Annotated in this window: 22 protein-coding genes and 1 tRNA gene; 7 read left to right on the top strand and 16 right to left on the bottom strand. The window is 59.1% G+C overall.

What is annotated here, in order from left to right; translation table 11 throughout:
• Positions 1–129: 129 nt before the first annotated feature.
• The 6 genes from AC1RO5_RS19330 to dapA all read right to left on the bottom strand — a co-directional run bounded on the left by AC1RO5_RS19330 (position 130) and on the right by dapA (position 4,349).
• A complete protein-coding gene (locus AC1RO5_RS19330; RefSeq protein WP_007941456.1) occupies positions 130–321 on the bottom strand; it encodes a YegP family protein in 192 nt (63 codons plus the stop codon).
• 338 nt (positions 322–659) lie between these two features.
• Positions 660–749, bottom strand: a tRNA-Ser gene (locus AC1RO5_RS19325).
• A gap of 83 nt (positions 750–832) precedes the next feature.
• A complete protein-coding gene (gene purC / locus AC1RO5_RS19320; RefSeq protein WP_007898671.1) occupies positions 833–1,546 on the bottom strand; it encodes a phosphoribosylaminoimidazolesuccinocarboxamide synthase in 714 nt (237 codons plus the stop codon).
• A gap of 28 nt (positions 1,547–1,574) precedes the next feature.
• A complete protein-coding gene (locus tag AC1RO5_RS19315; RefSeq protein ID WP_007941451.1) occupies positions 1,575–2,333 on the bottom strand; it encodes an MBL fold metallo-hydrolase in 759 nt (252 codons plus the stop codon).
• Between the two features lie 4 nt (positions 2,334–2,337).
• A complete protein-coding gene (gene bamC / locus AC1RO5_RS19310; RefSeq protein WP_493176990.1) occupies positions 2,338–3,453 on the bottom strand; it encodes an NlpB/DapX family lipoprotein in 1,116 nt (371 codons plus the stop codon).
• A 17-nt stretch (positions 3,454–3,470) separates the two neighbouring features.
• Positions 3,471–4,349, bottom strand: coding sequence for a 4-hydroxy-tetrahydrodipicolinate synthase (dapA, locus tag AC1RO5_RS19305; protein WP_007941448.1), 879 nt, complete (start codon positions 4,347–4,349; stop codon positions 3,471–3,473).
• A 328-nt stretch (positions 4,350–4,677) separates the two neighbouring features.
• Here dapA and AC1RO5_RS19300 point away from each other — a divergent pair, with 328 nt between their 5' ends.
• Positions 4,678–5,238, top strand: coding sequence for a glycine cleavage system transcriptional repressor (locus tag AC1RO5_RS19300; RefSeq protein ID WP_007898662.1), 561 nt, complete (start codon positions 4,678–4,680; stop codon positions 5,236–5,238).
• A gap of 10 nt (positions 5,239–5,248) precedes the next feature.
• Positions 5,249–5,722 carry a peroxiredoxin gene (locus AC1RO5_RS19295; RefSeq protein ID WP_493176987.1) on the top strand — a complete coding sequence of 158 codons (474 nt, stop codon included), beginning with the start codon at positions 5,249–5,251 and terminating at the stop codon, positions 5,720–5,722.
• Positions 5,723–5,807: 85 nt separating this feature from the next.
• On the opposite strand, the gene AC1RO5_RS19290 is transcribed toward AC1RO5_RS19295, so the two are convergent.
• Together AC1RO5_RS19290 and AC1RO5_RS19285 are read right to left on the bottom strand one after the other, a co-directional pair.
• On the bottom strand, positions 5,808–6,878 hold the full coding sequence (locus tag AC1RO5_RS19290) for an AI-2E family transporter (RefSeq protein ID WP_493176985.1): 1,071 nt from the start codon (positions 6,876–6,878) through the stop codon (positions 5,808–5,810).
• Between the two features lie 31 nt (positions 6,879–6,909).
• Positions 6,910–7,149 (bottom strand): sulfurtransferase TusA family protein, encoded by a 240-nt coding sequence (locus AC1RO5_RS19285; RefSeq protein WP_007941445.1) that lies wholly within the window; start codon positions 7,147–7,149, stop codon positions 6,910–6,912.
• A gap of 98 nt (positions 7,150–7,247) precedes the next feature.
• Between AC1RO5_RS19285 and AC1RO5_RS19280 the strand changes: the two genes are divergently transcribed.
• Entirely contained in the window at positions 7,248–8,681 is a 1,434-nt protein-coding gene (locus tag AC1RO5_RS19280; RefSeq protein ID WP_007941444.1) for a M48 family metalloprotease, read from the top strand.
• Positions 8,682–8,756: 75 nt separating this feature from the next.
• Here the strand turns inward: AC1RO5_RS19280 and AC1RO5_RS19275 are convergent, their stop codons facing one another.
• From AC1RO5_RS19275 to rpoE, 4 genes are all read right to left on the bottom strand, one after another.
• On the bottom strand, positions 8,757–10,187 hold the full coding sequence (locus AC1RO5_RS19275; RefSeq protein WP_493176983.1) for a DegQ family serine endoprotease: 1,431 nt from the start codon (positions 10,185–10,187) through the stop codon (positions 8,757–8,759).
• A gap of 244 nt (positions 10,188–10,431) precedes the next feature.
• Positions 10,432–11,394: a MucB/RseB C-terminal domain-containing protein gene (locus AC1RO5_RS19270; RefSeq protein WP_007941442.1), complete on the bottom strand. Its 963-nt coding sequence runs from the start codon at positions 11,392–11,394 to the stop codon at positions 10,432–10,434.
• 8 nt (positions 11,395–11,402) lie between these two features.
• The gene (locus tag AC1RO5_RS19265) at positions 11,403–11,990 is read right to left on the bottom strand and encodes a sigma-E factor negative regulatory protein (protein ID WP_493176981.1); all 588 of its coding nucleotides are present in this window, start codon (positions 11,988–11,990) and stop codon (positions 11,403–11,405) included.
• 30 nt (positions 11,991–12,020) lie between these two features.
• Entirely contained in the window at positions 12,021–12,602 is a 582-nt protein-coding gene (gene rpoE, locus AC1RO5_RS19260) for an RNA polymerase sigma factor RpoE/AlgU (protein WP_003172477.1), read from the bottom strand.
• Positions 12,603–13,159: 557 nt separating this feature from the next.
• Between rpoE and nadB the strand changes: the two genes are divergently transcribed.
• Entirely contained in the window at positions 13,160–14,776 is a 1,617-nt protein-coding gene (gene nadB, locus AC1RO5_RS19255) for an L-aspartate oxidase (protein ID WP_007941437.1), read from the top strand.
• Here nadB and AC1RO5_RS19250 read toward each other — a convergent pair.
• Positions 14,745–15,197 (bottom strand): protein YgfX, encoded by a 453-nt coding sequence (locus AC1RO5_RS19250; protein ID WP_493176979.1) that lies wholly within the window; start codon positions 15,195–15,197, stop codon positions 14,745–14,747. The two genes, nadB and AC1RO5_RS19250, sit on opposite strands and share 32 nt — an antisense overlap.
• Positions 15,181–15,435: an FAD assembly factor SdhE gene (locus AC1RO5_RS19245; RefSeq protein ID WP_019647983.1), complete on the bottom strand. Its 255-nt coding sequence runs from the start codon at positions 15,433–15,435 to the stop codon at positions 15,181–15,183. Before AC1RO5_RS19245 ends, AC1RO5_RS19250 begins: the two co-directional genes overlap by 17 nt.
• Before the next feature lie 148 nt (positions 15,436–15,583).
• Here AC1RO5_RS19245 and ygfZ point away from each other — a divergent pair, with 148 nt between their 5' ends.
• The gene (gene ygfZ / locus AC1RO5_RS19240; protein ID WP_493176976.1) at positions 15,584–16,525 is read left to right on the top strand and encodes a CAF17-like 4Fe-4S cluster assembly/insertion protein YgfZ; all 942 of its coding nucleotides are present in this window, start codon (positions 15,584–15,586) and stop codon (positions 16,523–16,525) included.
• 35 nt (positions 16,526–16,560) lie between these two features.
• Positions 16,561–17,382 (top strand): HDOD domain-containing protein, encoded by an 822-nt coding sequence (locus tag AC1RO5_RS19235; RefSeq protein ID WP_018926787.1) that lies wholly within the window; start codon positions 16,561–16,563, stop codon positions 17,380–17,382.
• 43 nt (positions 17,383–17,425) lie between these two features.
• Here the strand turns inward: AC1RO5_RS19235 and AC1RO5_RS19230 are convergent, their stop codons facing one another.
• Positions 17,426–18,814: a sensor histidine kinase gene (locus AC1RO5_RS19230; RefSeq protein WP_493176974.1), complete on the bottom strand. Its 1,389-nt coding sequence runs from the start codon at positions 18,812–18,814 to the stop codon at positions 17,426–17,428.
• A complete protein-coding gene (locus tag AC1RO5_RS19225) occupies positions 18,807–19,478 on the bottom strand; it encodes a response regulator (RefSeq protein WP_007941432.1) in 672 nt (223 codons plus the stop codon). The genes AC1RO5_RS19230 and AC1RO5_RS19225 overlap by 8 nt, the downstream gene beginning before the upstream one ends.
• A gap of 234 nt (positions 19,479–19,712) precedes the next feature.
• On the opposite strand from AC1RO5_RS19225, the gene AC1RO5_RS19220 reads away from it, so the two are divergent.
• Complete coding sequence (locus AC1RO5_RS19220) at positions 19,713–21,005, top strand: OprD family porin (protein WP_493176972.1); 1,293 nt, start codon at positions 19,713–19,715, stop codon at positions 21,003–21,005.
• The last annotated feature ends 29 nt before the right edge of the window (positions 21,006–21,034 follow it).

The following is a 21,034-nucleotide window of genomic DNA, read 5'->3' as shown; positions in this document are numbered from 1 at the left end:
GAGGTGTCGCGATCGGCGTCTATGCAGGTTGGCAAACGACCCGATCCATAAAAACCGGGAGCACTCACAACACAAGAGCGCCCGGCTGAAACGAAGCTGCTCTGACTGAGCAGCTTCACCGCCTGGAACCTATATTTCCTTGACCGGTGTCTGCTCTTGAGTCCCTTTGATCAAACCGATGGCATGCACGCAATCAGACTTGTTGACGTAAGCCTCCCCACTGGCAATCGTTTCATGATTCCCCGCCCGCAAACGCCAGCGCCATTGGCCCTTGCCGGTCTGTGAGGTGCCACGGGTTTGCCTGTAAATCTCAAAGTACATTGATCGCTCCTTGCGATGGCTGATTACGACAGATCAGTGACCTGCGAAACCAGAGTAGATGAGGTTTTTTTGCGGTAACGTCTTTCAATGTCAGGGGATATTTCGAAGGAAAAACCTTGATTGCCGACGCGATCAATGAATACAGGGGGCGGTAATTGGAACGACTCGGCGGAGTAACTTTTCCTGGGGACGGACATATCTTTCTTACGCTGTTGTGCTGATTTTTCCGACACCAAAAAACCGGAGGAAAAGCAGGACGGATACGAAAGTGGCCCGATGGAAAAAGCTGCGCAAACGAAAAAGCCCCGTAGATTTTCATCTACGGGGCTTTCTATATATGGCGGAGAGATAGGGATTCGAACCCTAGGTACCGGTGAAGGTACAACGGATTTCGAATCCGTCCCATTCGGCCACTCTGGCATCTCTCCAACGGCGCGCATCATAACAGCACAATCGCCGGAAGCGAACCCCCTTTGCGATTTTTTTCCGTGCTATCAGATGCTTGCGTCGATTAAAGCGGTACGCCCAGACGGTTGGCAACTTCTTCGTAGGCTTCGATGACGTCACCGAGGCCCTGACGGAAGCGGTCCTTGTCCATTTTCTTGCCGGTGGCCTTGTCCCACAGACGGCAGCCGTCCGGGCTGAATTCGTCGCCCAGAACGATGGAGCCGTCGGAGAACACGCCGAATTCGAGTTTGAAGTCGACCAGCAGCAGGCCGGCGTCGTCGAACAGTTTGCTCAGCACTTCGTTGACCTTGAGCGACAGTTCTTTCATGCGAACCAGCTGCTCGGCGGTGCCCCAACCGAATGCCACGACGTGAGATTCGTTGATGAACGGGTCGCCCTTGGCGTCGTCCTTCAGGAACAGTTCGAAGGTGTAAGGGTTGAGCTTCATGCCCTCTTCAACGCCCAGGCGCTTAACCAGGCTGCCGGCGGCGTAGTTACGCACGACGCACTCGACCGGGATCATGTCGAGCTTTTTCACCAGGCATTCGTTGTCGCCCAGCAGTTTGTCGAATTGAGTCGGCACGCCGGCTGCTTCGAGTTTCTGCATGATGAAGGCGTTGAACTTGTTGTTCACCATGCCTTTGCGGTCGAGCTGCTCGATACGCTTGCCGTCGAACGCCGAGGTGTCGTTGCGAAACAGCAGGATCAAGCGGTCAGCGTCGTCGGTCTTGTAAACCGATTTGGCTTTGCCGCGGTAGAGTTCTTCACGTTTTTCCATGATGGGCTCCGCTTGCTAAGTAGGTGGGCTAGGCGATGTGTCGCCAGTCGAGCCCTGAATCTTGATCGGCCAGTTGCAGCCAGTCCGGGTCGCACCCGAGGGTGTCGACAAAACATTGCCGGGCCAGCTGCGGCAGGTTGTTCTTGCTGCTCAGATGGGCCAGGACCAGGTGTTGCAGGCCTTGCCAGCCCAACTCGGCCACCAGGAATGCCGCCTGATGGTTGTTCAAATGTCCCAATTCACCGCCCACCCGTTGCTTGAGAAAGTACGGGTAGTGACCGCGAGCCAGCATGTCACGGCAATGGTTGGCCTCGATCATCAACGCATCGAGGTCCCGATAACCGTCCAGCACCTTGTTGCAGTATGAGCCCAGGTCGGTCAACAGGCCGAAACGCCGCTGACCGTCGCTGAAGACATACTGCGTCGGCTCCTGTGCATCATGGGCCACGGCAATGACGCCGATGCTCAAAGGGCCGATTTGCAGTTGCTCGCCGCCAGCCAGAAGGCCTGCGGGTTCAATCGGTTTGCGCATCCCGCGCAAGGTCCCGCGACTGAGGTAGACAGGCAGATTGTAACGCCGAGACAGCAAACCCACGCCATGCACGTGGTCGGCATGCTCGTGGGTCACAAGTATCGCGCTCAACTGCGCAGGGTTTACCCCAAGGCGCAGCAGGCGTTTTTCGGTTTCCCGCAGGGAGAAACCACAATCCACCAGCACATACGTGTCATCGCTGGCTACCAGCGTGCCGTTCCCTTGGCTACCGCTGCCGAGAACGGCAAAACGCATGTGATCAGCCCAGGTTGTCCTGAATCACGGTCAACACTTTGCGCGCCACGTCTGCTGGCGCCACGGTGTTGATGTTTTTCTCGACGGTGACTTGTACGTTCTCGCCGACCTTGCTCAGGCGAACCTGATAACGCTCGGCGCGGGCTTCAACTTCTTCCTTGTTCGGCTTGCTGCCGAACAGACTGCCGAAGAAACCTGGCTTCTCGTCCTTTTTCTCGGCTTTTTCGGCGAGGTTGATGTAGTACAGGCCCAGGCTGCGGTTGATGTCTTCAACGCGCCATTCGCCCTGTTCCAGCGCACGACCGACGCTCGACCAGGCACGATCCAGGTCGGTACCGACGTTGAGCACCGGGTTGCCGCTGCCGTCCTCGGTCAGGCTGACACGGCTTGGCGTATCGAAATCACGCGAAGCCAGCATGGAGACCGAACCGCCCTTCTCCGAAGTGCGGCTCATGCTCGCGAGCATGTCGTCGACCAATGCTGCGTCCAGGCCGGTGTTGACCGAACGATTGGTGAAATCGACGTTGGCGGTGCTGCCGGCAGGACGCTCGGCGCTGACCACGTAGACTTCACTGGTGTTGCGCTGCACACCTGGCTCGATACGAACCCGCACGCGGGTTTCGCTGTCGGCGCCGACACCGGCCGCGCTCAGGCGCTTGGCCATGGCTGCGGACAGCTCGTCGGAATGCTGCCAGGTGGTAGTGAATTCACCGGTTTGCGGGCGCTGTTCGTCCAGACGGAAACCGTTGTCCTGGAAGAACTGCACGGCCACTGGCCAGACTTCGGCTGGTGGGTTCTGAGCCATGATCCAACGCGAATCGCCGCTCTTCTGCAAGGAGTAGGCGCTGATATCAGCCGCTGCCGACAGCGGCTGCGGACGCGGCACGACATATTCGCCCTTGGCCGTATCGTCAGCCACGTTACGCGGGATCGGCAACAGTGGATCCAGACGCTTGGAGGTGCTGACGTTCGGTGGCAGTTGCATCGGTGCAGTCTGTTGCGCTTCCAGGTAATCGCTACCACGGTCACGGAAGTAACCTTCCGGGCCCCAGATCCATCCGCAGCCACTGGTGCTGGAGATAATCAAGGCAAGTGCGGAAAGTCCGGCCATTCGCTTCATGCGTAGTACTTCCTCAATTAAACCAGGACGCCGGACTGGCGCATGGCCTGCCGCAGCGGTTCGTGACAGGCAGCACTGAGCCAGGTGAGCGGCAGACGGATACCGTCCGGCATCAGGCCCATTTCATGCAGCGCCCATTTCACGGGGATAGGGTTGGATTCGATAAACAGGGTTTTATTGAGCGGCATCAGCTTTTCGTGGATCGCCCGGGCTTTGACGGCATCACCGGCCATCGCAGCGGCGCACAGTTCGCTCATGGCGCGCGGTGCAACGTTGGCGGTCACCGAAATATTGCCCTTGCCGCCAAGCAGCATCAGCTCGACCGCGGTCGCATCGTCACCGGAATAGACCAGGAAGTCGCTGCTCACGCCGGCCAGGATGTCCTTGGCGCGCTGCAGGTCGCCCGTGGCTTCCTTGATGCCGATGATGTTCTTCACGGTCGACAGGCGGATTACCGTCTCGGCCTGCATGTCGCACGCGGTACGGCCCGGCACATTGTAAAGAATCTGCGGGATATCGACCGCTTCGGCGATGGCGCGGAAGTGCAGGTACAAGCCTTCTTGCGTCGGCTTGTTGTAATAAGGGGTTACCAGCAGGCACGCGTCGGCGCCAGCGTTCTTCGCATTGGTCGTCAGTTCGATCGCTTCACGCGTCGAATTGGCGCCCGTACCGGCGATCACCGGAATACGCCCTGCAACCTGGGCAACCACGCGACGAATCACTTCGATGTGCTCGTTCACGTCAAGCGTGGCCGACTCACCCGTAGTGCCGACCGCCACGATGGCGTTGGTGCCCTCTTGCAGGTGGAAGTCCACCAGTTTGCTCAGGCTGTCCCAGTCGAGACGACCCTGTGCATCCATGGGTGTGACCAGTGCCACCATACTGCCCGCAATCATGCAACCGCTCCTGCCGGAAAAAGAGAGCGGTAATGGTACTGGCGCCAAGATGCTTGTACAAGCGAAGTACTGCGCTGCCGCCATTCCCCTTGGCGCTGCTTTTCGCTACCCTTCAGACTTTGATCGGTACTGATAAGCTCGTACGCCGGTTTCCAGCCTCCATTTTCGGCATCACAAGCCCCGATCCAGCGTTGCCACCCCTCGCTCTTGCCATACTGGAGCACGTAGCAACCTTCGGCTGGGGGTTTGTGAATTCGCATCCGCAGGCTCGTCCCCGGTAAAAAAGCCCATAAACAGTATCGACCGCTCATCGCTTTAGGAATGCTGCATGTCCACCCCCACAGTTCGCGAACAATTCCTTGTCATCAGTGCCCTCGGCGCCAACCCCATGGAGCTGACTAACGTCCTGTGCCGCGCCAGCCATGAAAACCGCTGCGCCGTGGTCACCTCTCGCCTGACGCGTCATGGCGAATGCAGCGCGCTGATCCTCGAGATCTCCGGTAGCTGGGACGCCCTGGCGCGCCTCGAAGGCAGCCTGCCAGTGCTGGCCAAACGGCACGCCTTCACCGTCAACGTGGTACGCAGCGCAGCCCTGGAGAACCGTCCCCAGGCCCTGCCGTACGTCGCCTACGTCAGCTCGGCCTACCGCCCGGACATCATCAACGAGCTGTGCCAGTTCTTCATGGACCACAACGTCGAGCTGGAGAACCTGACTTGCGACACCTATCAGGCTCCGCAGACCGGCGGCACCATGCTCAACGCCACGTTCACCGTGACCTTGCCGGCCGGCACCCAGATCAGCTGGCTGCGTGACCAGTTCCTGGATTTCGCCGACGCCATGAACCTGGACGCACTGATTGAACCGTGGCGCCCACAAAACCCAATGTAAGGAAGCTTTCATGGCCGTAGCCATCGACCAACCGGTTGCCGACTTCGAAGCACCCGCCACCAGCGGGCAGACCGTCAGCCTCGCGGCCCTCAAAGGCAAGCAAGTGGTGATTTACTTCTACCCGAAGGACAGCACGCCGGGCTGCACCACCGAAGGCCAGGGTTTTCGCGACCAGTACGCGGCGTTCAAGGCGGCCAACACCGAGGTGTTCGGCCTATCTCGCGACAGCCTGAAGTCTCACGAAAACTTCAAGTGCAAGCAGGAATTCCCCTTCGAGCTGATCAGCGACAAGGACGAAACCATCTGTCAGCTGTTCGATGTGATCAAGCTTAAAAAGCTCTACGGCAAGGAATATATGGGTGTTGATCGCAGCACGTTCCTGATCGACAAGGATGGCGTGCTGCGTCAGGAATGGCGCGGCGTGAAGGTGCCGGGGCATGTGGATGCGGTTTTGGCTGCTGCTCAGGCGCTGAACAAGGCCTGATTCTTTTGGCGTCTATTCGGACGCCTTCGCGGGCAAGCCTCGCTTCTACAGGGTTCATACGATCCCTGTAGAAGCGAGTCGACGATCAAAGCAGCGGCGCCACCTCCGGCTCCTTGCGCGGCCAGGCATCCAGCACGGCTTTGAACAGCGTCGCCAGGGGAATCGCAAAGAACACGCCCCAGAAGCCCCACAACCCACCAAACAGCAGCACCGCGCAGATGATCGCCACCGGGTGCAGGTTGACCGCTTCCGAGAACAGCAGCGGCACCAGTACGTTACCGTCCAGCGTCTGGATGATCCCGTAAACCGCCATCAAATAGATGAACTGATCGCTCCAGCCCCATTGGAACAGCGCAATCAGCAGCACCGGCACGGTCACGACCACCGCTCCGACATAGGGCACCACCACCGATACACCCACCAACAACGCCAGCAGCGCCGCGTAGTTGAGCCCCAGCGCCACGAAAGCGATGTACGTCACGCCCCCGCAAATGAAGATTTCGATGACCTTGCCACGGATGTAATTGGCAATCTGCCGGTTCATTTCCTGGGCGACCCGAGTGATCAGCGCTCGCTCCCGCGGCAGGTAACCGCGCACCCACTGGCCGATCATCTCCCGGTCCTTGAGAAAGAAGAACACCAGGATCGGCACCAGCACCAGGTAGATCATGATGTTCACCAGCAGCGGCAGGCTCGACAGCGAGAACGTCAGCGCCCACTGGCCGAATTTGCCGATCTCGCCCCGCGCCACTTCGATCGCCTGCAGCACTTGCTCGTCTGAAACCAGATGCGGATAACGCTCGGGCAGCAGCAACAGCAGTGATTGCCACTTGGCGAGCATGCCGGGCAATTCGTTGAACAGCGTGATCAACTGATGCCAGAGCAGTGGCACCACGACGATGATGAATACCAGCAGCACCCCCATGAACAACGCGAAGACCAGCCCCACCGCTGCGGCACCCGGCAGACGCAGACGCTCGAGGATCACCACCAACCCCTGCATCAGATACGCCAGCACCATTCCGGCCAATACCGGCGCAAGCATTCCACCCAAGGTGAGCACGGCGGTAAATGCCAGAAACAGCAGCACCGCCAGCACCACGGCCTCTTCATCCGAGAAGTAGCGCTGAATCCAGTCGCGTAACACTTTGAACATCAATAATCCTTAAAAACGAACACAGCAGGTTTCAGGCTTTTTTCAACCAATAGCGGTAAACGCCCGCTTCATCTTCTTCACGAAGCAGCGTATGACCGGCCAATCGGGCAAAGGTGCGAAAATCGCGCTGAGAGCCCGCATCCGTGGCAATCACCTTGAGCACCGCTCCGCTGGCCAGTCGGTTGAGTTCCATCTTGGCCTTGAGCAACGGCAGCGGACAATTCAGACCGCTGGCGTCCAGCTCGGCGTCGTGGGTTACAGCGTCAGTCATCGAATCACTCCGGGGCTGGGGGTTTAGCCGTCTAGAATATCTGGTCCCAAGCGTAGTGTCCGGCTACAGTAACGTCTTTGTCGACTAAGGCTTTGTGCATGACTTTTTTGCGCCCTACCCTGCTGACGCTCGCTTGCCTGCTCGCCTCACCGGGCTTCGCCGACGACTTGCCGTCACTCGGTGACGCCAGTTCTGCCATCGTCTCGCCGCAACAGGAATACCAACTGGGCCGTGCGTGGCTGGCGATGCTGCGCAGCCAGGTGTCGCAACTCAACGATCCGCAACTCAAGGATTACGTCGAGTCCAGCGTCTATCGGCTGGTGGAAACCAGCCAGGTCAATGACCGGCGCCTGGAGTTCATCCTGATCAACAGCCCACAGCTCAACGCTTTCGCCGCGCCGGGCGGGATCGTCGGCGTCAACGGCGGCTTGTTCCTCAACGCCCAGACCGAAGGCGAATATGCCTCGGTCCTGGCCCACGAACTGGCCCACTTGTCGCAGCGTCACTTCGCCCGTGGTGTCGAAGCCTCGCAACGCATGCAAGTGCCTATGATGGCTGCATTGCTGGCCGGGATCGTGATTGCCGCTGCCGGTGCAGGCGATGCCGGGATCGCAACCATTGCCGGCACACAGGCGGCGGCGATGCAGGAACAACGACGTTTCTCGCGCCAGAACGAACAGGAAGCCGACCGTATCGGCATCATGAATCTGGAGAAGGCCGGTTACGATCCGCGCTCGATGCCGACCATGTTCGAACGGCTGATGCGCCAGTACCGCTACGATGCCAAGCCGCCGGAATTCCTGCTGACTCACCCGGTGACCGAATCGCGTATCGCCGACACCCGCAACCGTGCCGAACAGGCCAAACCGGGCGGTATCGAAGACAGTATGCGTTATCAGCTGATTCGTGCACGTGTGCAGCTGATCTATGAAGAAACCCCAGGCTTGGGTGCCAAGCGCTTCCGCGCCCAACTCGATGAAAACCCGAAAAACGACGTCGCGCGTTATGGCCTGGCAATCGCCCAGATCAAGGGCGGCCAGCTGAATGAAGCTCGCGAGAACCTCAAGCAGCTGCTGGCCAAATCGCCGAACGAGATCATCTACAACCTGGCGCAGGTCGATCTGGACATCACCAATAATCGTCTGCCCGATGCTCAGTCACGGGTTGACCGGATGCTGACGCAGTATCCGGGCAACTACCCGCTGAACCAGGTGCGTGTTGACCTGCTGCTCAAGCAGAATCGAGCAGCCGATGCGGAAAAAGCGCTGGAGAACCTGCTCAAGACCCGTCCCGAAGATCCGGACGTCTGGTACCTGGTGGCCGAGACTCGTGGTCTGTCTGGCAACATCATCGGCCTGCATCAGGCACGCGCGGAGTATTTTGCACTGATCGGCGATTATCGCCAGGCAATCCAGCAACTGGACTTCGCCAAGCGCAAGGCGGGCAGCAACTTCCCGCTGTCATCGCGGATCGACGCACGGCAACGCGAGCTGATGGAGCAGGAACGCATGGTCAAGGACATGATGGGCTGACCGCTTCGAGGTCAAAATTCAGGCACAAAAAAACCGCCTCTTTCGAGGCGGTTTTTTATTCAGCCGACAACCGGTTTATTCAGCCAGTTTGAAGGTGATGAAGCTGGCGCGACCCTGGCGCAGAACCCGCATCGACACCGAGCGGTTCTTCGGCAACGCCTTGGCGATGTCCATGAACTCCTTGGTGGAGCCAATCGCCTGATTGTTCAGGTGAGTGATCACATCGCCAGGCTGCAAGCCGATCAGGGCAGCAGGACCGTCCTGCACTTCCTTGATAACCACGCCACCTTTGAGGTCGTAGGTTTTCTTCTGCTCATCGGTCAACTCGGCAACAGAAACACCCAGACGATTGCTGCTGCGCTCGACGCTGGATTTAGGCAGGGCTTCCAGCTCTTTGCCTTCTTCAGGGATAGCGCCGACAGTCAGCTCGACGTTCTTGCGTTTGCCCTCGCGGATCACTTCAAGATTGGCTTTCGAACCGGCCTTCAGCGCGCCCACCAAGTGCGGCAGATCGGCGGACATGATGATCGGTTGACCGTTCATGCTCAGGATCACGTCGCCCACTTGCAGACCACCCTTGGCAGCCGGACCGTCATCCTGGATCTGAGCTACCAGCGCACCGGCCGGCTTCTCGAGACCGAACGACTCGGCCAGATCCTTGCTCACCTCCTGGATCACCACACCCAACCAGCCACGGCTGACTTTACCGCCGCTTTTCAGTTGATTGGAAACGTCCAACGCCACATCGATAGGGATTGCGAACGACACGCCCATGAAGCCGCCGGAGCGAGTGTAGATCTGCGAGTTGATGCCGACCACTTCACCAGCCAGGTTGAACAGCGGGCCACCGGAGTTACCCGGGTTGATCGGCACGTCGGTCTGGATGAACGGCACATAGTTTTCGTTCGGCAAACTGCGACCGATGGCACTGACGATGCCTTGAGTCACAGTGTGATCAAAGCCGAATGGCGAGCCGATGGCCACAACCCACTGACCGGCTTTCAAGTCTTGCGATTTGCCGAGTTTCAGAACCGGCAGGTCCTTGCCTTCGATTTTCAGCAAGGCGACGTCGGAACGCGGATCGGTACCAATCAACTTGGCTTTCAACTCACTGCGATCGGCGAGGCGCACGAGAATCTCGTCGGCATCGGCAATCACATGGTTGTTTGTCAGGATGTAGCCGTCAGACGAAATGATGAAACCCGACCCCAAGGACTGCGCTTCGCGCTGGCGATCGCCACGAGGCGAACGTGGCTGCTGTGGCATGCCACGTTCGAAGAACTCGCGCAGCATCGGCGGCAAGCCTTCAAGATCAGGCATTTGCTCGCTGGACACTTTGCGGTCCGGCAACTTCTGGGTAGTACTGATGTTCACCACCGCGGGCGAGGCCTGCTCGACCAGTTGCGTAAAGTCAGGCAACTCGACCGCTTGCGCAGTGACCGCCTGACCGAGCACCAGCACGGTGGCAAAAATAGAGAGATAAGACTTCAAGCGTGGTATCGACATACGGCTCCCGTTACGACGAGCATGGTTAAGCGATATGGAGCAAGGAACACCGGAAACGATACGCCGGTATTTTTGTTCCGGGAACAACAAACAAGGCCAGAGCCGAGGGGCTCTGACCTATAAAAAATTTTCGGGATATTTGCAAATGAAAATGCTCGGCAAAACATTTCGAGGCCTCAACGACGGAGCAGCATTGCGACCTTGCGCACCATCCGGCCCCGATTGATGAGTATGGCTGATCAGCTCACTGCTTGCTGGTAGCCGCGGCATCGTTGCGCATGGACAGCGCAATCCGTTCGGCGGTGCCAATCGGTATTTCACCGACCACGGTCACCATTATTTCGCCTTGCGGAGTGGTCAAGCGACGGGACACAGCGACTGTTGGCCCCAGCTGGGTACGAGTGTCGGTGACTGTTGCCCCATTCAATGGCTCAAGGAACACCGAGAAGCGGGCCAGACCGTCGTCGAACATCAAACTGCTGACCTGGACTTTGGTATCCGGATCCTTGTGAGAGGTACTGCTGGTCAGTTCGAAACCTGGCGGCAACCAGTCCGAATGCCAGACCTGCGCAGTCTTGACGGCGGACGCCTTGTCACTGTCGAGGTTAATGGGCTTGCACTCGGAACCTGCCTGCAAATCGCTGTCGGAAGGCACCTCGGCAGTATCCAGCCGGGTGAACTGGAACCGTTCCAACAGTTGCCCTTTGTCATTGAGCAACAATGACTTCAACGGCAAGCCGGTTTCCTTGTCCAGATGCAGCTCAAAACCATAGCGGTGCTGATCGCGAGGCGTCAACGAGACGATCACCGCCGAACGCCCGGCCACGCGCGACTTGCCGATGACGGCAAGGTCATACCAATTCTTTAGCTTTTGTGGATCGAGTGCACGAGCGGCGGAGTTGGGTGAGTCCCCCAGTCCTGCTATCAGGGTGCCGCTGACGCATTGAGTATGCCCATCAATGCGCACGACTTCCTGGGCCGAACCGTCGAGCTGGAGTAAACGCTCTTGGACTTTGCCATCCTGGACGCGATGCCAGATGTTATGGGTAGAAAAACTACCGTTACGCTCGTAGACGAAAGTACCGTGAAAGCTCTGCGTTTGCTCCGCCTGTCCCAGACGCTTCAGCCAGTCCTGGGCTTCATCGGCGTGGGCTGGAACAATAAACCAGCCACTGAGCAGAAGCGTAAGTAGAGGTATGGCGCGCATGATCCTCCTTAACGGTTTTCCAGGCTTGCTGCACGAGCGTAAGGCAGAGCGCTCTCAGTACCTTTCAGTGCAGCCTGTTGAGCATGTTGGCGCAAGTAACCTGGCAGACGCTGATCGTGCCAGCCTGGCTGACCTTGCAATACGCCGTTGGCCATAGGGCCAGTGGCTTCCGAACTCTCATTGTAGCCTGCCAATACAGCGGGGCCCTTGACCTGAGGAGCGGTCAGACCCGGTTGACTGGATTGCTGAGCCAGTTCGACACCAGCGATCTCGTCCTGGTTGTACAGACGAACACCCGCCAGCACGGCAATGGTCACCGAAGCAGCGACTGCCAGACGACCCAGGCTGCGCCATGGACCGCGGGAGGCTTTTGCCGGTACGGCTTCGTCAGCCAGCGCAGCAGAGACTGCCGCAGCGATGTCCAGACGAGGAAGCAGCAGGTCCTTGTGCATGACCGCCCGAGCAATCTGGTAACGAGCCCAGGTTTCGCGGGTTTCAACATCGTCAAAGGCATTCAATACCCGACGCAATTCCAATTCGTCCGCTTCGTTATCCATCACTGCGGACAGCGATTCCTGCAGGGCTTCACGACTCATGGCGTTCCTCTCTTGGCTGTCGCCGCTGTCTCAGTTTTCCTGCAACAACGGCTGCAGGGCTTTATCGATGGCCTCCCGGGCGCGGAAAATCCGGGAGCGCACGGTACCCACCGGACACTGCATGACGCTGGCAATGTCCTCGTAACTCAGACCATCGAATTCACGTAAAGTTAAAGCCGTACGCAAATCTTCTGGCAGTTGCTGAATGGTTCGATGGACGGTGCCTTCGATCTCATCCCGCAGCAATGCACGTTCTGGCGACTCGAGATCCTTGAGGCCATGATCGCCATCGTAGAACTCTGCATCCTCGGAACTGACATCGCTATCCGGCGGCCGACGGCCGCGTGAAACCAGATAGTTTTTCGCCGTGTTGATGGCGATACGGTAAAGCCACGTATAAAACGCGCTGTCTCCGCGAAAATTACCAAGTGCACGGTATGCCTTGATAAAGGCTTCCTGTGCGACATCCTGGGCTTCATGGGTGTCGTGCACGAAACGCACGATCAACCCGAGAATTTTGTGCTGGTATTTCAGCACTAGCAGATCGAAAGCTCGCTTGTCGCCGCGTTGAACGCGCTCGACCAGCTGCTGATCCTCTTCCTGGGTTAGCATGAACACTCCTCGATAAGCTCGAAGGAGGCTTGCATTACTGAACGACCAGACTTGCAAACATAGACTCGGGCTTTTCGCAAAAGTTCTCCCCCTCCAAGCAAGTTTCCTGCGGGCTCTGATTTGGCACGCACGAAAAGCGCAGCGCGGGAAACCCAGGCTGCGCGAATAATCTTGTCGCCGGATTCGTCAGCAGGGACCCAACCGCAAGTCCCGCACCGAAACCGACACTGTCCCTTGTTTCAGGCAACCGTCTATTGATCTTGAGCCTTTGGCAAAAGTTCCATATTTATAGCCGCCTGAAACCGACATTGTGCAACCGTGAAGCGAAAAAGACTGTTAAATCCACGATACAGTCGCCTTGTCGCCAAAGCAGTCAAAAAAACTTCCGACGAAGAGTCCAGTCTTTTCCGTCACAGTAGTTTCACAATGCCATGTGGGCCCGGCTATTGTGCCGCTCCCCCCCTCTATATACTAGTGGGCTGTGTGGCTGTCCTGACTCGCCGATCCAGCTGTCTTGCGCCACCCCCGACCCGGGTCGCTTTGAGCGGAATCCTGAAATGAGCCAACAGTTTCAACACGATGTTCTGGTAATTGGCAGCGGCGCTGCCGGCTTGAGTCTTGCGCTGACCTTGCCCGGTCATTTGCGTATCGCCGTATTGAGCAAAGGCGACCTCGCCAATGGCTCGACCTTCTGGGCCCAGGGCGGTGTCGCCGCCGTTCTGGATGACACCGATACTGTCGAGTCCCACGTCGACGACACCCTCAACGCCGGGGGTGGCCTGTGCCATAAAGACGCCGTGCGCTTTACCGTCGAGCACAGCAGAGAAGCGATTCAATGGCTGATCGACCAAGGCGTACCCTTTACCCGCGACGAACAGTCCGGCACCGAAGACGGCGGTTTCGAGTTTCACCTGACCCGCGAAGGCGGTCACAGCCATCGACGCATCATCCACGCCGCCGATGCGACGGGCGCGGCGATCTTCAGAACCCTGCTCGACCAGGCCATACAGCGACCCAACATCGAACTGCTGGAGCAGCGGGTCGCGATCGATCTGATCACCGAAAAGCGCCTGGGCCTTGAAGGCGACCGCTGCCTCGGCGCCTATGTCCTCAACCGCAGCACTGGTGAAGTCGATACTTACGGCGCGCGCTTCGTGATCCTTGCGTCGGGCGGCGCGGCGAAGGTCTACCTCTATACCAGCAACCCTGATGGCGCCTGCGGTGATGGCATCGCCATGGCCTGGCGTTCCGGCTGCCGGGTGGCGAACCTGGAGTTCAACCAGTTCCACCCGACCTGCCTTTATCACCCGCAAGCCAAGAGTTTCCTGATCACCGAAGCCCTGCGCGGCGAAGGCGGACACCTGAAGCTGCCCAACGGCGAACGCTTCATGCAGCGCTTCGATCCACGGGCCGAACTGGCACCACGGGACATCGTCGCCCGCGCCATCGACCATGAGATGAAGCGCCTGGGTATCGACTGCGTTTACCTGGACATCAGCCACAAGCCCGAAGACTTCATCAAGACGCACTTCCCGACGGTCTATGAACGCTGCCTGGAATTCTCCATCGACATCACCAAACAACCGATTCCGGTGGTGCCGGCGGCGCACTACACCTGCGGCGGCGTGATGGTCGATCAGCGGGGCCGCACCGACGTGCCGGGCCTGTATGCGATTGGTGAAACCAGCTTCACCGGCCTGCATGGCGCCAACCGCATGGCCAGCAACTCGCTGCTGGAATGTTTCGTTTATGCCCGTTCGGCGGCGGCGGACATTCTTGAGCAGTTGCCAGAGGTGTCGATTCCGACCGCCCTGCCCGTCTGGGATGCGAGCCAGGTCACCGACTCCGACGAAGACGTGATCATCGCGCACAACTGGGACGAACTGCGGCGATTCATGTGGGACTACGTGGGCATCGTGCGCACCAACAAGCGCCTGCAACGGGCCCAGCACCGAGTGCAGTTGTTGCTGGACGAAATCGACGAGTTCTATAGCAACTATAAAGTGAGCCGAGACCTGATCGAGCTGAGGAACCTGGCTCAGGTAGCCGACCTGATGATCCGGTCGGCCATGGAACGCAAGGAAAGTCGCGGCCTGCATTACACCCTCGACTACCCGAACCTGCTGCCGGTCGCCCTGGACACTATTCTGGTGCCGCCCACCTACGCCGACTGAACTTGAGCCGAACCCGCAGGCGTCGGTGCACATCCGCCGCCTGCGAATCCCGCGGCACGCATATCGCTCTGATACGTCGCTCGCCCCGCAGACGAAAGCGCAGCACCACGACCAACGGCAGCGCCAGGCTGTCCGGCCGTAGCTGGACGGGTTGCCAGCCTTGCGCCTGATTCCACAACTGCCAGCCATCGGCATCGCGACGCAAGCCGCGAAAGGCTTGTGGGTGTGTCAGCAGAATCTGTCGCGGCAATGCCCACATGCTGTGAGTCACGCACAACGCAACGCCGAGCAGACTGGCCCAGAGCGGTATCGAGAGAAGAAACAGCGAACCCAGCGCGAACAGCTGGGCGAGAAGATAGGCCGCCAGCAACTGCCGTGAGGCATGCCAGCGGCATTCGAACGCGTTACTTGGGCTGGACACGATCCAGGATCATGCGAACCATGCGCTGCAGCTCCGGATCTTCCGATTCGCTGCGCTCCATGAACCAGCCGAACATGTCCTGATCCTCACACTCCAGCAGGCGGACATACAGCGCGCGATCTACCTCGTTCAGATTCGCGTAAACCTCTTTCACGAACGGCACCAGAAGCACGTCAAGTTCCAGCATGCCGCGACGGCTGTGCCAAAAGAGGCGGTTCAGTTCAACGTTATCGACCATGGAGCGCTCCTCAAATAGGCCGCAAGTATACAGCCCCGAGGCGAGCCGAACAGTCGGCTTTGGTCGGCACTGACGATCCTTTGTGAACTACCCATTTCAAGGGCGTCCCCTTATGATGTCCCTCAGACTCTTTACCCTGCGATGACCCATGGCCGATTCTGCTTTTTTCTGCACACTGTCTCACGAAGGCGTTCTCGCGGTACGCGGCTCGGATGCCAGCAAATTCCTGCAAGGCCAATTGACTTGCAACCTCAATTACCTGAGCGACACCCAGGCCAGCCTTGGCGCGCGCTGCACGCAGAAAGGCCGGATGCAATCGAGCTTCCGCATTCTGCTGGAAGGCGACGGTGTGCTCATGGCGATGGCCAGCGAACTGCTGGAGCCGCAACTGGCGGACCTGAAAAAGTACGCAGTGTTCTCCAAATCGAAACTGACCGACGAAAGTGCCGGTTGGGTTCGTTTTGGCCTTGAGCATGGCGATGCAGCACTGGCCAGCCTGGGCCTGGCGCTACCGGCAGACACCGACAGCGTTGTGCGTAATGACGGCCTGATCGCCCTTCGCGTCTCTCCTGAGCGCGCTGAACTCTGGGTGGGCACCGATCAAGCCGACACCATCAAGGGCAAGCTGTCCGCCCTGTTGGCCGAAGGCGAACTGAATCAATGGCTGCTGGGCCAGATCCGCGCAGGGATCGGCCAGGTCATGCCGAGCACCCGCGAGCTGTTCATCCCGCAGATGCTCAATCTGCAAGCCGTCGGCGGCGTGAGCTTCAAAAAGGGTTGCTACACCGGTCAGGAAATCGTTGCGCGCATGCAATACCTGGGCAAACTCAAGCGTCGTCTGTATCGCTTGCAACTGGAAGGTAGTGAACTGCCTGAACCCGGCACCCCACTGTTCTCCCCGACTCACGGCAGTTCGATCGGTGAAGTGGTGATCGCTGCTCGCACCGAGCAAAACATTGAACTCCTGGCCGTGCTGCAAGCCGAAGCTGCAGAAGATGGCAACCTGCACCTTGGCGCACTCGAAGGTCCGGGCCTGCATCTGCTCGACCTGCCTTACCAACTGGATCGTGATCGCGAAATCCAGCGTTAACAGCAGCACTTGTCGCAATACCCTAGAGAAAAGAAATGAGTGAGCTGGCGGATAAGGTCCAACAGGATTTGGTTGAGGCCATCGATAATGATGACCTGGTTCTGCCAACATTACCGGAAGTGGCCCTGCAGATTCGCAAGGCCGCCGAAGACCCGGAAATCAGTGTCAGCACCCTGAGCAAAGTGATTGGCCGCGACACGGCGCTGTCGGCGCGTCTGATCAAAGTGGTCAATAGCCCGTTGCTGCGCGCGACCCAGGAAGTGACTGACTTGCACACGGCCATCACCCGGCTGGGTGTCAATTACAGCAGCAACCTGGCCATCGGCCTGGTGATGGAACAGATCTTCAATGCCCGTTCCGAAGTGGTGGAACAGAAAATGCGCGAGGTCTGGCGCAAAAGCCTGGAAATCGCCGGCGTCAGCTATGCGCTGTGCCGCAGCTACACACAACTCAAGCCTGATCAAGCGGCGCTCGGCGGGCTGGTGCATCAGATTGGCGTGCTGCCGATCCTGACCTACGCCGAAGATCACTATGAATTGTTGTCGGACCCGGTCAGCCTCAACCATGTGATCGAACGCATCCATCCGCTGCTCGGCGATAAATTGCTCAGGGTCTGGGATTTTCCGGAAATGCTGGTGCAATTGCCGGGGCTGTATCTGGATTTCAAGCGGCAATCGGCGCGGGTCGACTATGTCGATCTGGTGCAAGTGGCCAGCCTGTATTGCCACAAGGACACCGATCATCCCCTGGCCCGTATCGACCCGTTCAGTGTGCCGGCCTTCAAGAAGCTGGGGATCGATCCGGAGAACGAGGCGATGTGCAAGGATCTGGAAGAGTCACGGTCGATGTTTTACTGATTTCTGTGGCGAGGGAGCTTGCTCCCTCACCACAGGTGTGTGCTCACTCTCCCGCAATAAAACTCACCCGCACCTTCAGCCCCGCCAGTTCGCCATCGTGCAGGCTGACCTGCGCCAGGTGGGCGCGGCAGATCTCGCCGACAATCGCCAGCCCCAATCCCGATCCCGCCACCTGCTGGTTGCGCCGGTAAAAACGCTCGAACACCCGTTCCCGCTCTTCAAGGGGAATCCCCGGGCCATCATCCTCGACCTCCAGCACCGCCGGTGCCGTGACCCGCAGAATCACATTGCCGCCCGGTGGGGTATGGGCCAGTGCGTTGTCCACCAGATTGCTCAACAGCTCGTTCAGCAGCGTCGGCTCACCGCGCATCCACACCGGTTCGTCAGCTTCCAGCGCCAGTGCTACGCCACGTGCATGGGCCAGCGGCGCCATGGCCATGCCCAGTTCACGGGCCAACTGACTGAGGTCGAGCAACTGCGCACCACCCTCGGCGATGGCCCGGGCGCCATTCTCGACCCGTGCCAGCGAGAGCAATTGATTGGCCAGATGAGTCAGACGATCCGTACCCTGGGCGGCGGTTTCCAGGGTGCTGCGCCAGGTTTCGGGCTCATTTGAGCGCAAGCCCAGTTCGAGTCGTGCCTTGAGCGCCGCCAACGGTGTGCGCAGTTCATGGGCGGCATCGGCGATGAATTGCGCCTGGCGCTCGAACTGCCCACGCAACCGCTCGGTAAAGTGATTAAGCGCGCGCACCAGCGGCCCCAGTTCGTGCTGCACTTCCACCAGCGGCAAGGGCCGCAAGTCGTCGGGCTGACGCTCTTCCACCGCGTTGCGCAAGCGCTCCAGCGGACGCAGCGCCGCACTGACCGCAAACCACACCAGCAACAGCGCACCGATCGCCAGCATGCCCAGCCGCAACAAGGTGTCGGCCATCAGGCTGCGAGCCATGCGGACCCGCGCTTCATCGGTTTCCGCCACGCGGATTTCCGCCATGCCGTTCATGTTCGGCTCGCTGACCGCTTTGAGCAGGCTGACCACCCGCACATTCTGCCCTTGATAAGTGGCATTGTAGAAACGCGCCAGCGCCGGATAGTCATCGGTGCGCGGTGTTCCCGGCGGCGGTGCCGGCAGGTTTTCATAACCCGAAATCAGCTTCTGATTGATGTCGTTGACCAGGTAAAAAATCCGCCCGGCGCTGTCGTAGGCAAATGTATCGAGGGCCACGTAGGGCACGTTGGCGCTGAGGCTGCCGTCGCGCTGGGACAGGCCGGCGGCGATGGTCCGCGCCGAGGCCAGCAAGGTCCGGTCATACGCGGTGTCGGCGGCTTCGCGACCGTTCCAGTACGCACTCAAACCACTGGCGATCATCAACACCACCAGCAGCAGCGCGAGGTTCCACAGCAACCGCCAACGCAGGCTGCTGAGCTTATGCATCGCGGCTTTCCAGCAAATAGCCAAGGCCACGGAAGGTCACGATGGCCACCGGTTGGCCGTCGAGTTTTTTGCGCAAGCGGTGGACGTAGATCTCGATGGCATCGGGACTGGCCTCCTCGTCCAGGCCGAAGACCTGAGCCGCCAATTGCTCCTTGCTCATCACCCGGCCGGGACGGGCGATCAGGGCTTCGAGCACTGCCTGCTCGCGGGAGGTCAGGGTCAGCAATTCTTCGCCGAGGGTGAAGCGCCGGGTGTCCAGATCATAGGCCAGCACGCCACAGCGCTGCTGGCGTTCACCGCCGAGCACACTGCGGCGCAGCAAGGCTTTGACCCGGGCTTCGAGTTCGGTCAGTTCGAAAGGTTTTGCCAGGTAATCGTCGGCCCCCAGGTTCAGGCCATGAACCCGGTCCTTGACGTCGCTGCGGGCGGTCAGCATCAGCACCGGCAGGTTCTTGCCCCGGGCCCGCAAGCGCGCCAGCACTTCGAAACCATCCATGCGCGGCAGGCCGACATCGAGGATCGCCATGGCGTATTCCTCGCTGCTCAAGGCCAGGTCGGCCGCCACGCCGTCGTGCAGCACATCCACGGTCAGCCCGGTGCTTTTGAGCGCCTGGGCGACACTTTCGGCAAGCTGCAGATGGTCTTCGACGAGCAGAACACGCATGGATCTTTACCTCATTCAGGGATGGTCGACGCCATTCTTTGGCGCGGAGTTTACAGCCGCATCCGTCGCTGTGAAGCCCGAAAACCGTGAAAGTCAGCTGAAAGGTTAGCGAAAGGTAAGCCGGTTAGAGTCCAGCCACGGACAGTTTCGACTGCCGTCGCTACCGCACATAGCGTACGAAAAACGCCTCGAAGCGTTTTCGCCAAATAAGAACAATAAACGGAGTATGTCACCATGCTGTCCATGCAGCTTCAGGCTCGCCCGCCTGTTCGTTTTTCCCGCCTCAGCCAAACCGCCCTTGTCAGTGCCGCCGCCCTCGCCGGCTTTTCGCCGTTGAGCCAGGCTGCCTTCTTCGAAGACAGTAAGGCAACCTTCGAAACCCGCAACATGTATTTCAACCGCGACTTTCGCAGCGGCACCAGCGCCCAGCAATCCAAGCGGGACGAATGGGCCCAGGGGTTCATGCTCAATCTGCAATCGGGTTACACCGACGGCACCGTGGGGTTCGGTGTCGATGCGCTGGGCATGCTAGGGGTAAAACTCGATTCGAGTCCGGACCGCACCGGTACCGGCCTGCTGCCAACCCATGACGACGGGCGCGCGGCGAACGAGTATTCCAAGCTCGGCCTGACCGGCAAAGTGAAGATCTCCGCCACGGAACTGAAAATCGGCAGCCTGATTCCGGAACTGCCGATCCTCAAGCCCAACGACGGCCGCATTCTGCCGCAGACCTTTGAAGGCGGGATGCTGACCTCCAAAGAGATCAAGAACCTGACCTTCACCGGCGGGCGTCTGGAGAAAGCCAAGGACCGCGACAGCACCGACTTCGAAGACATCGCCCTCAACAACAAGAACAGCCGCTTCGCCGGCACCGTGGCCGGCAAGCATTTTGACTTTGGCGGCGTGGACTACAAGTTCACCGACAAGATCACCGGCAGCTACCACTTCGCCCAACTCGATGAAGTCTACAATCAGCACTTCCTCGGTGTTGTCGCTTCGCAACCGTTCGGCCCCGGTACTTTCGGTACCGATCTGCGATTTGCCATCAGTGACGACGAAGGAGCGGCCCGTGGCGGCAAGATCGACAATAAATCCTTGAACGGGCTGGTGAGCTACGCCTTGAACGGGCATAAACTCAGCGCCGGCTATCAGCACATGTCCGGCGACAGTGCATTCCCCTACGTCGATGGCAGCGATCCGTACCTGGTCAACTTCGTGCAAATCAACGACTTTGCCGGCGCCGAAGAACACTCCTGGCAGGCGCGTTACGACTACGACTTCGCCAAACTTGGCATTCCTGGCCTGAGTTTCATGAGCCGTTACGTGAGCGGTGACAACATCAAACTCAAGAACGGCGACGAAGGCAAAGAGTGGGAACGCAACACCGAGATCAAATACGTCGTACAAAGCGGCGCCCTCAAGGACGTTGCCGTACGCCTGCGTAATGCCACCTACCGTTCCAACTACTCCGCTCGCGATGCCGATGAAGTGCGTCTGCTGGTGAGCTATAGCGTTGCACTTTGGTAATTCAGTACGTCCATAACAAAAACTTAAGG

This window comes from Pseudomonas sp. GW822-FHT02G04 (assembly GCF_058802085.1).
Note: the sequence above shows the minus strand (reverse complement) of the source record. Positions and strands in the feature narration are given on the sequence as shown.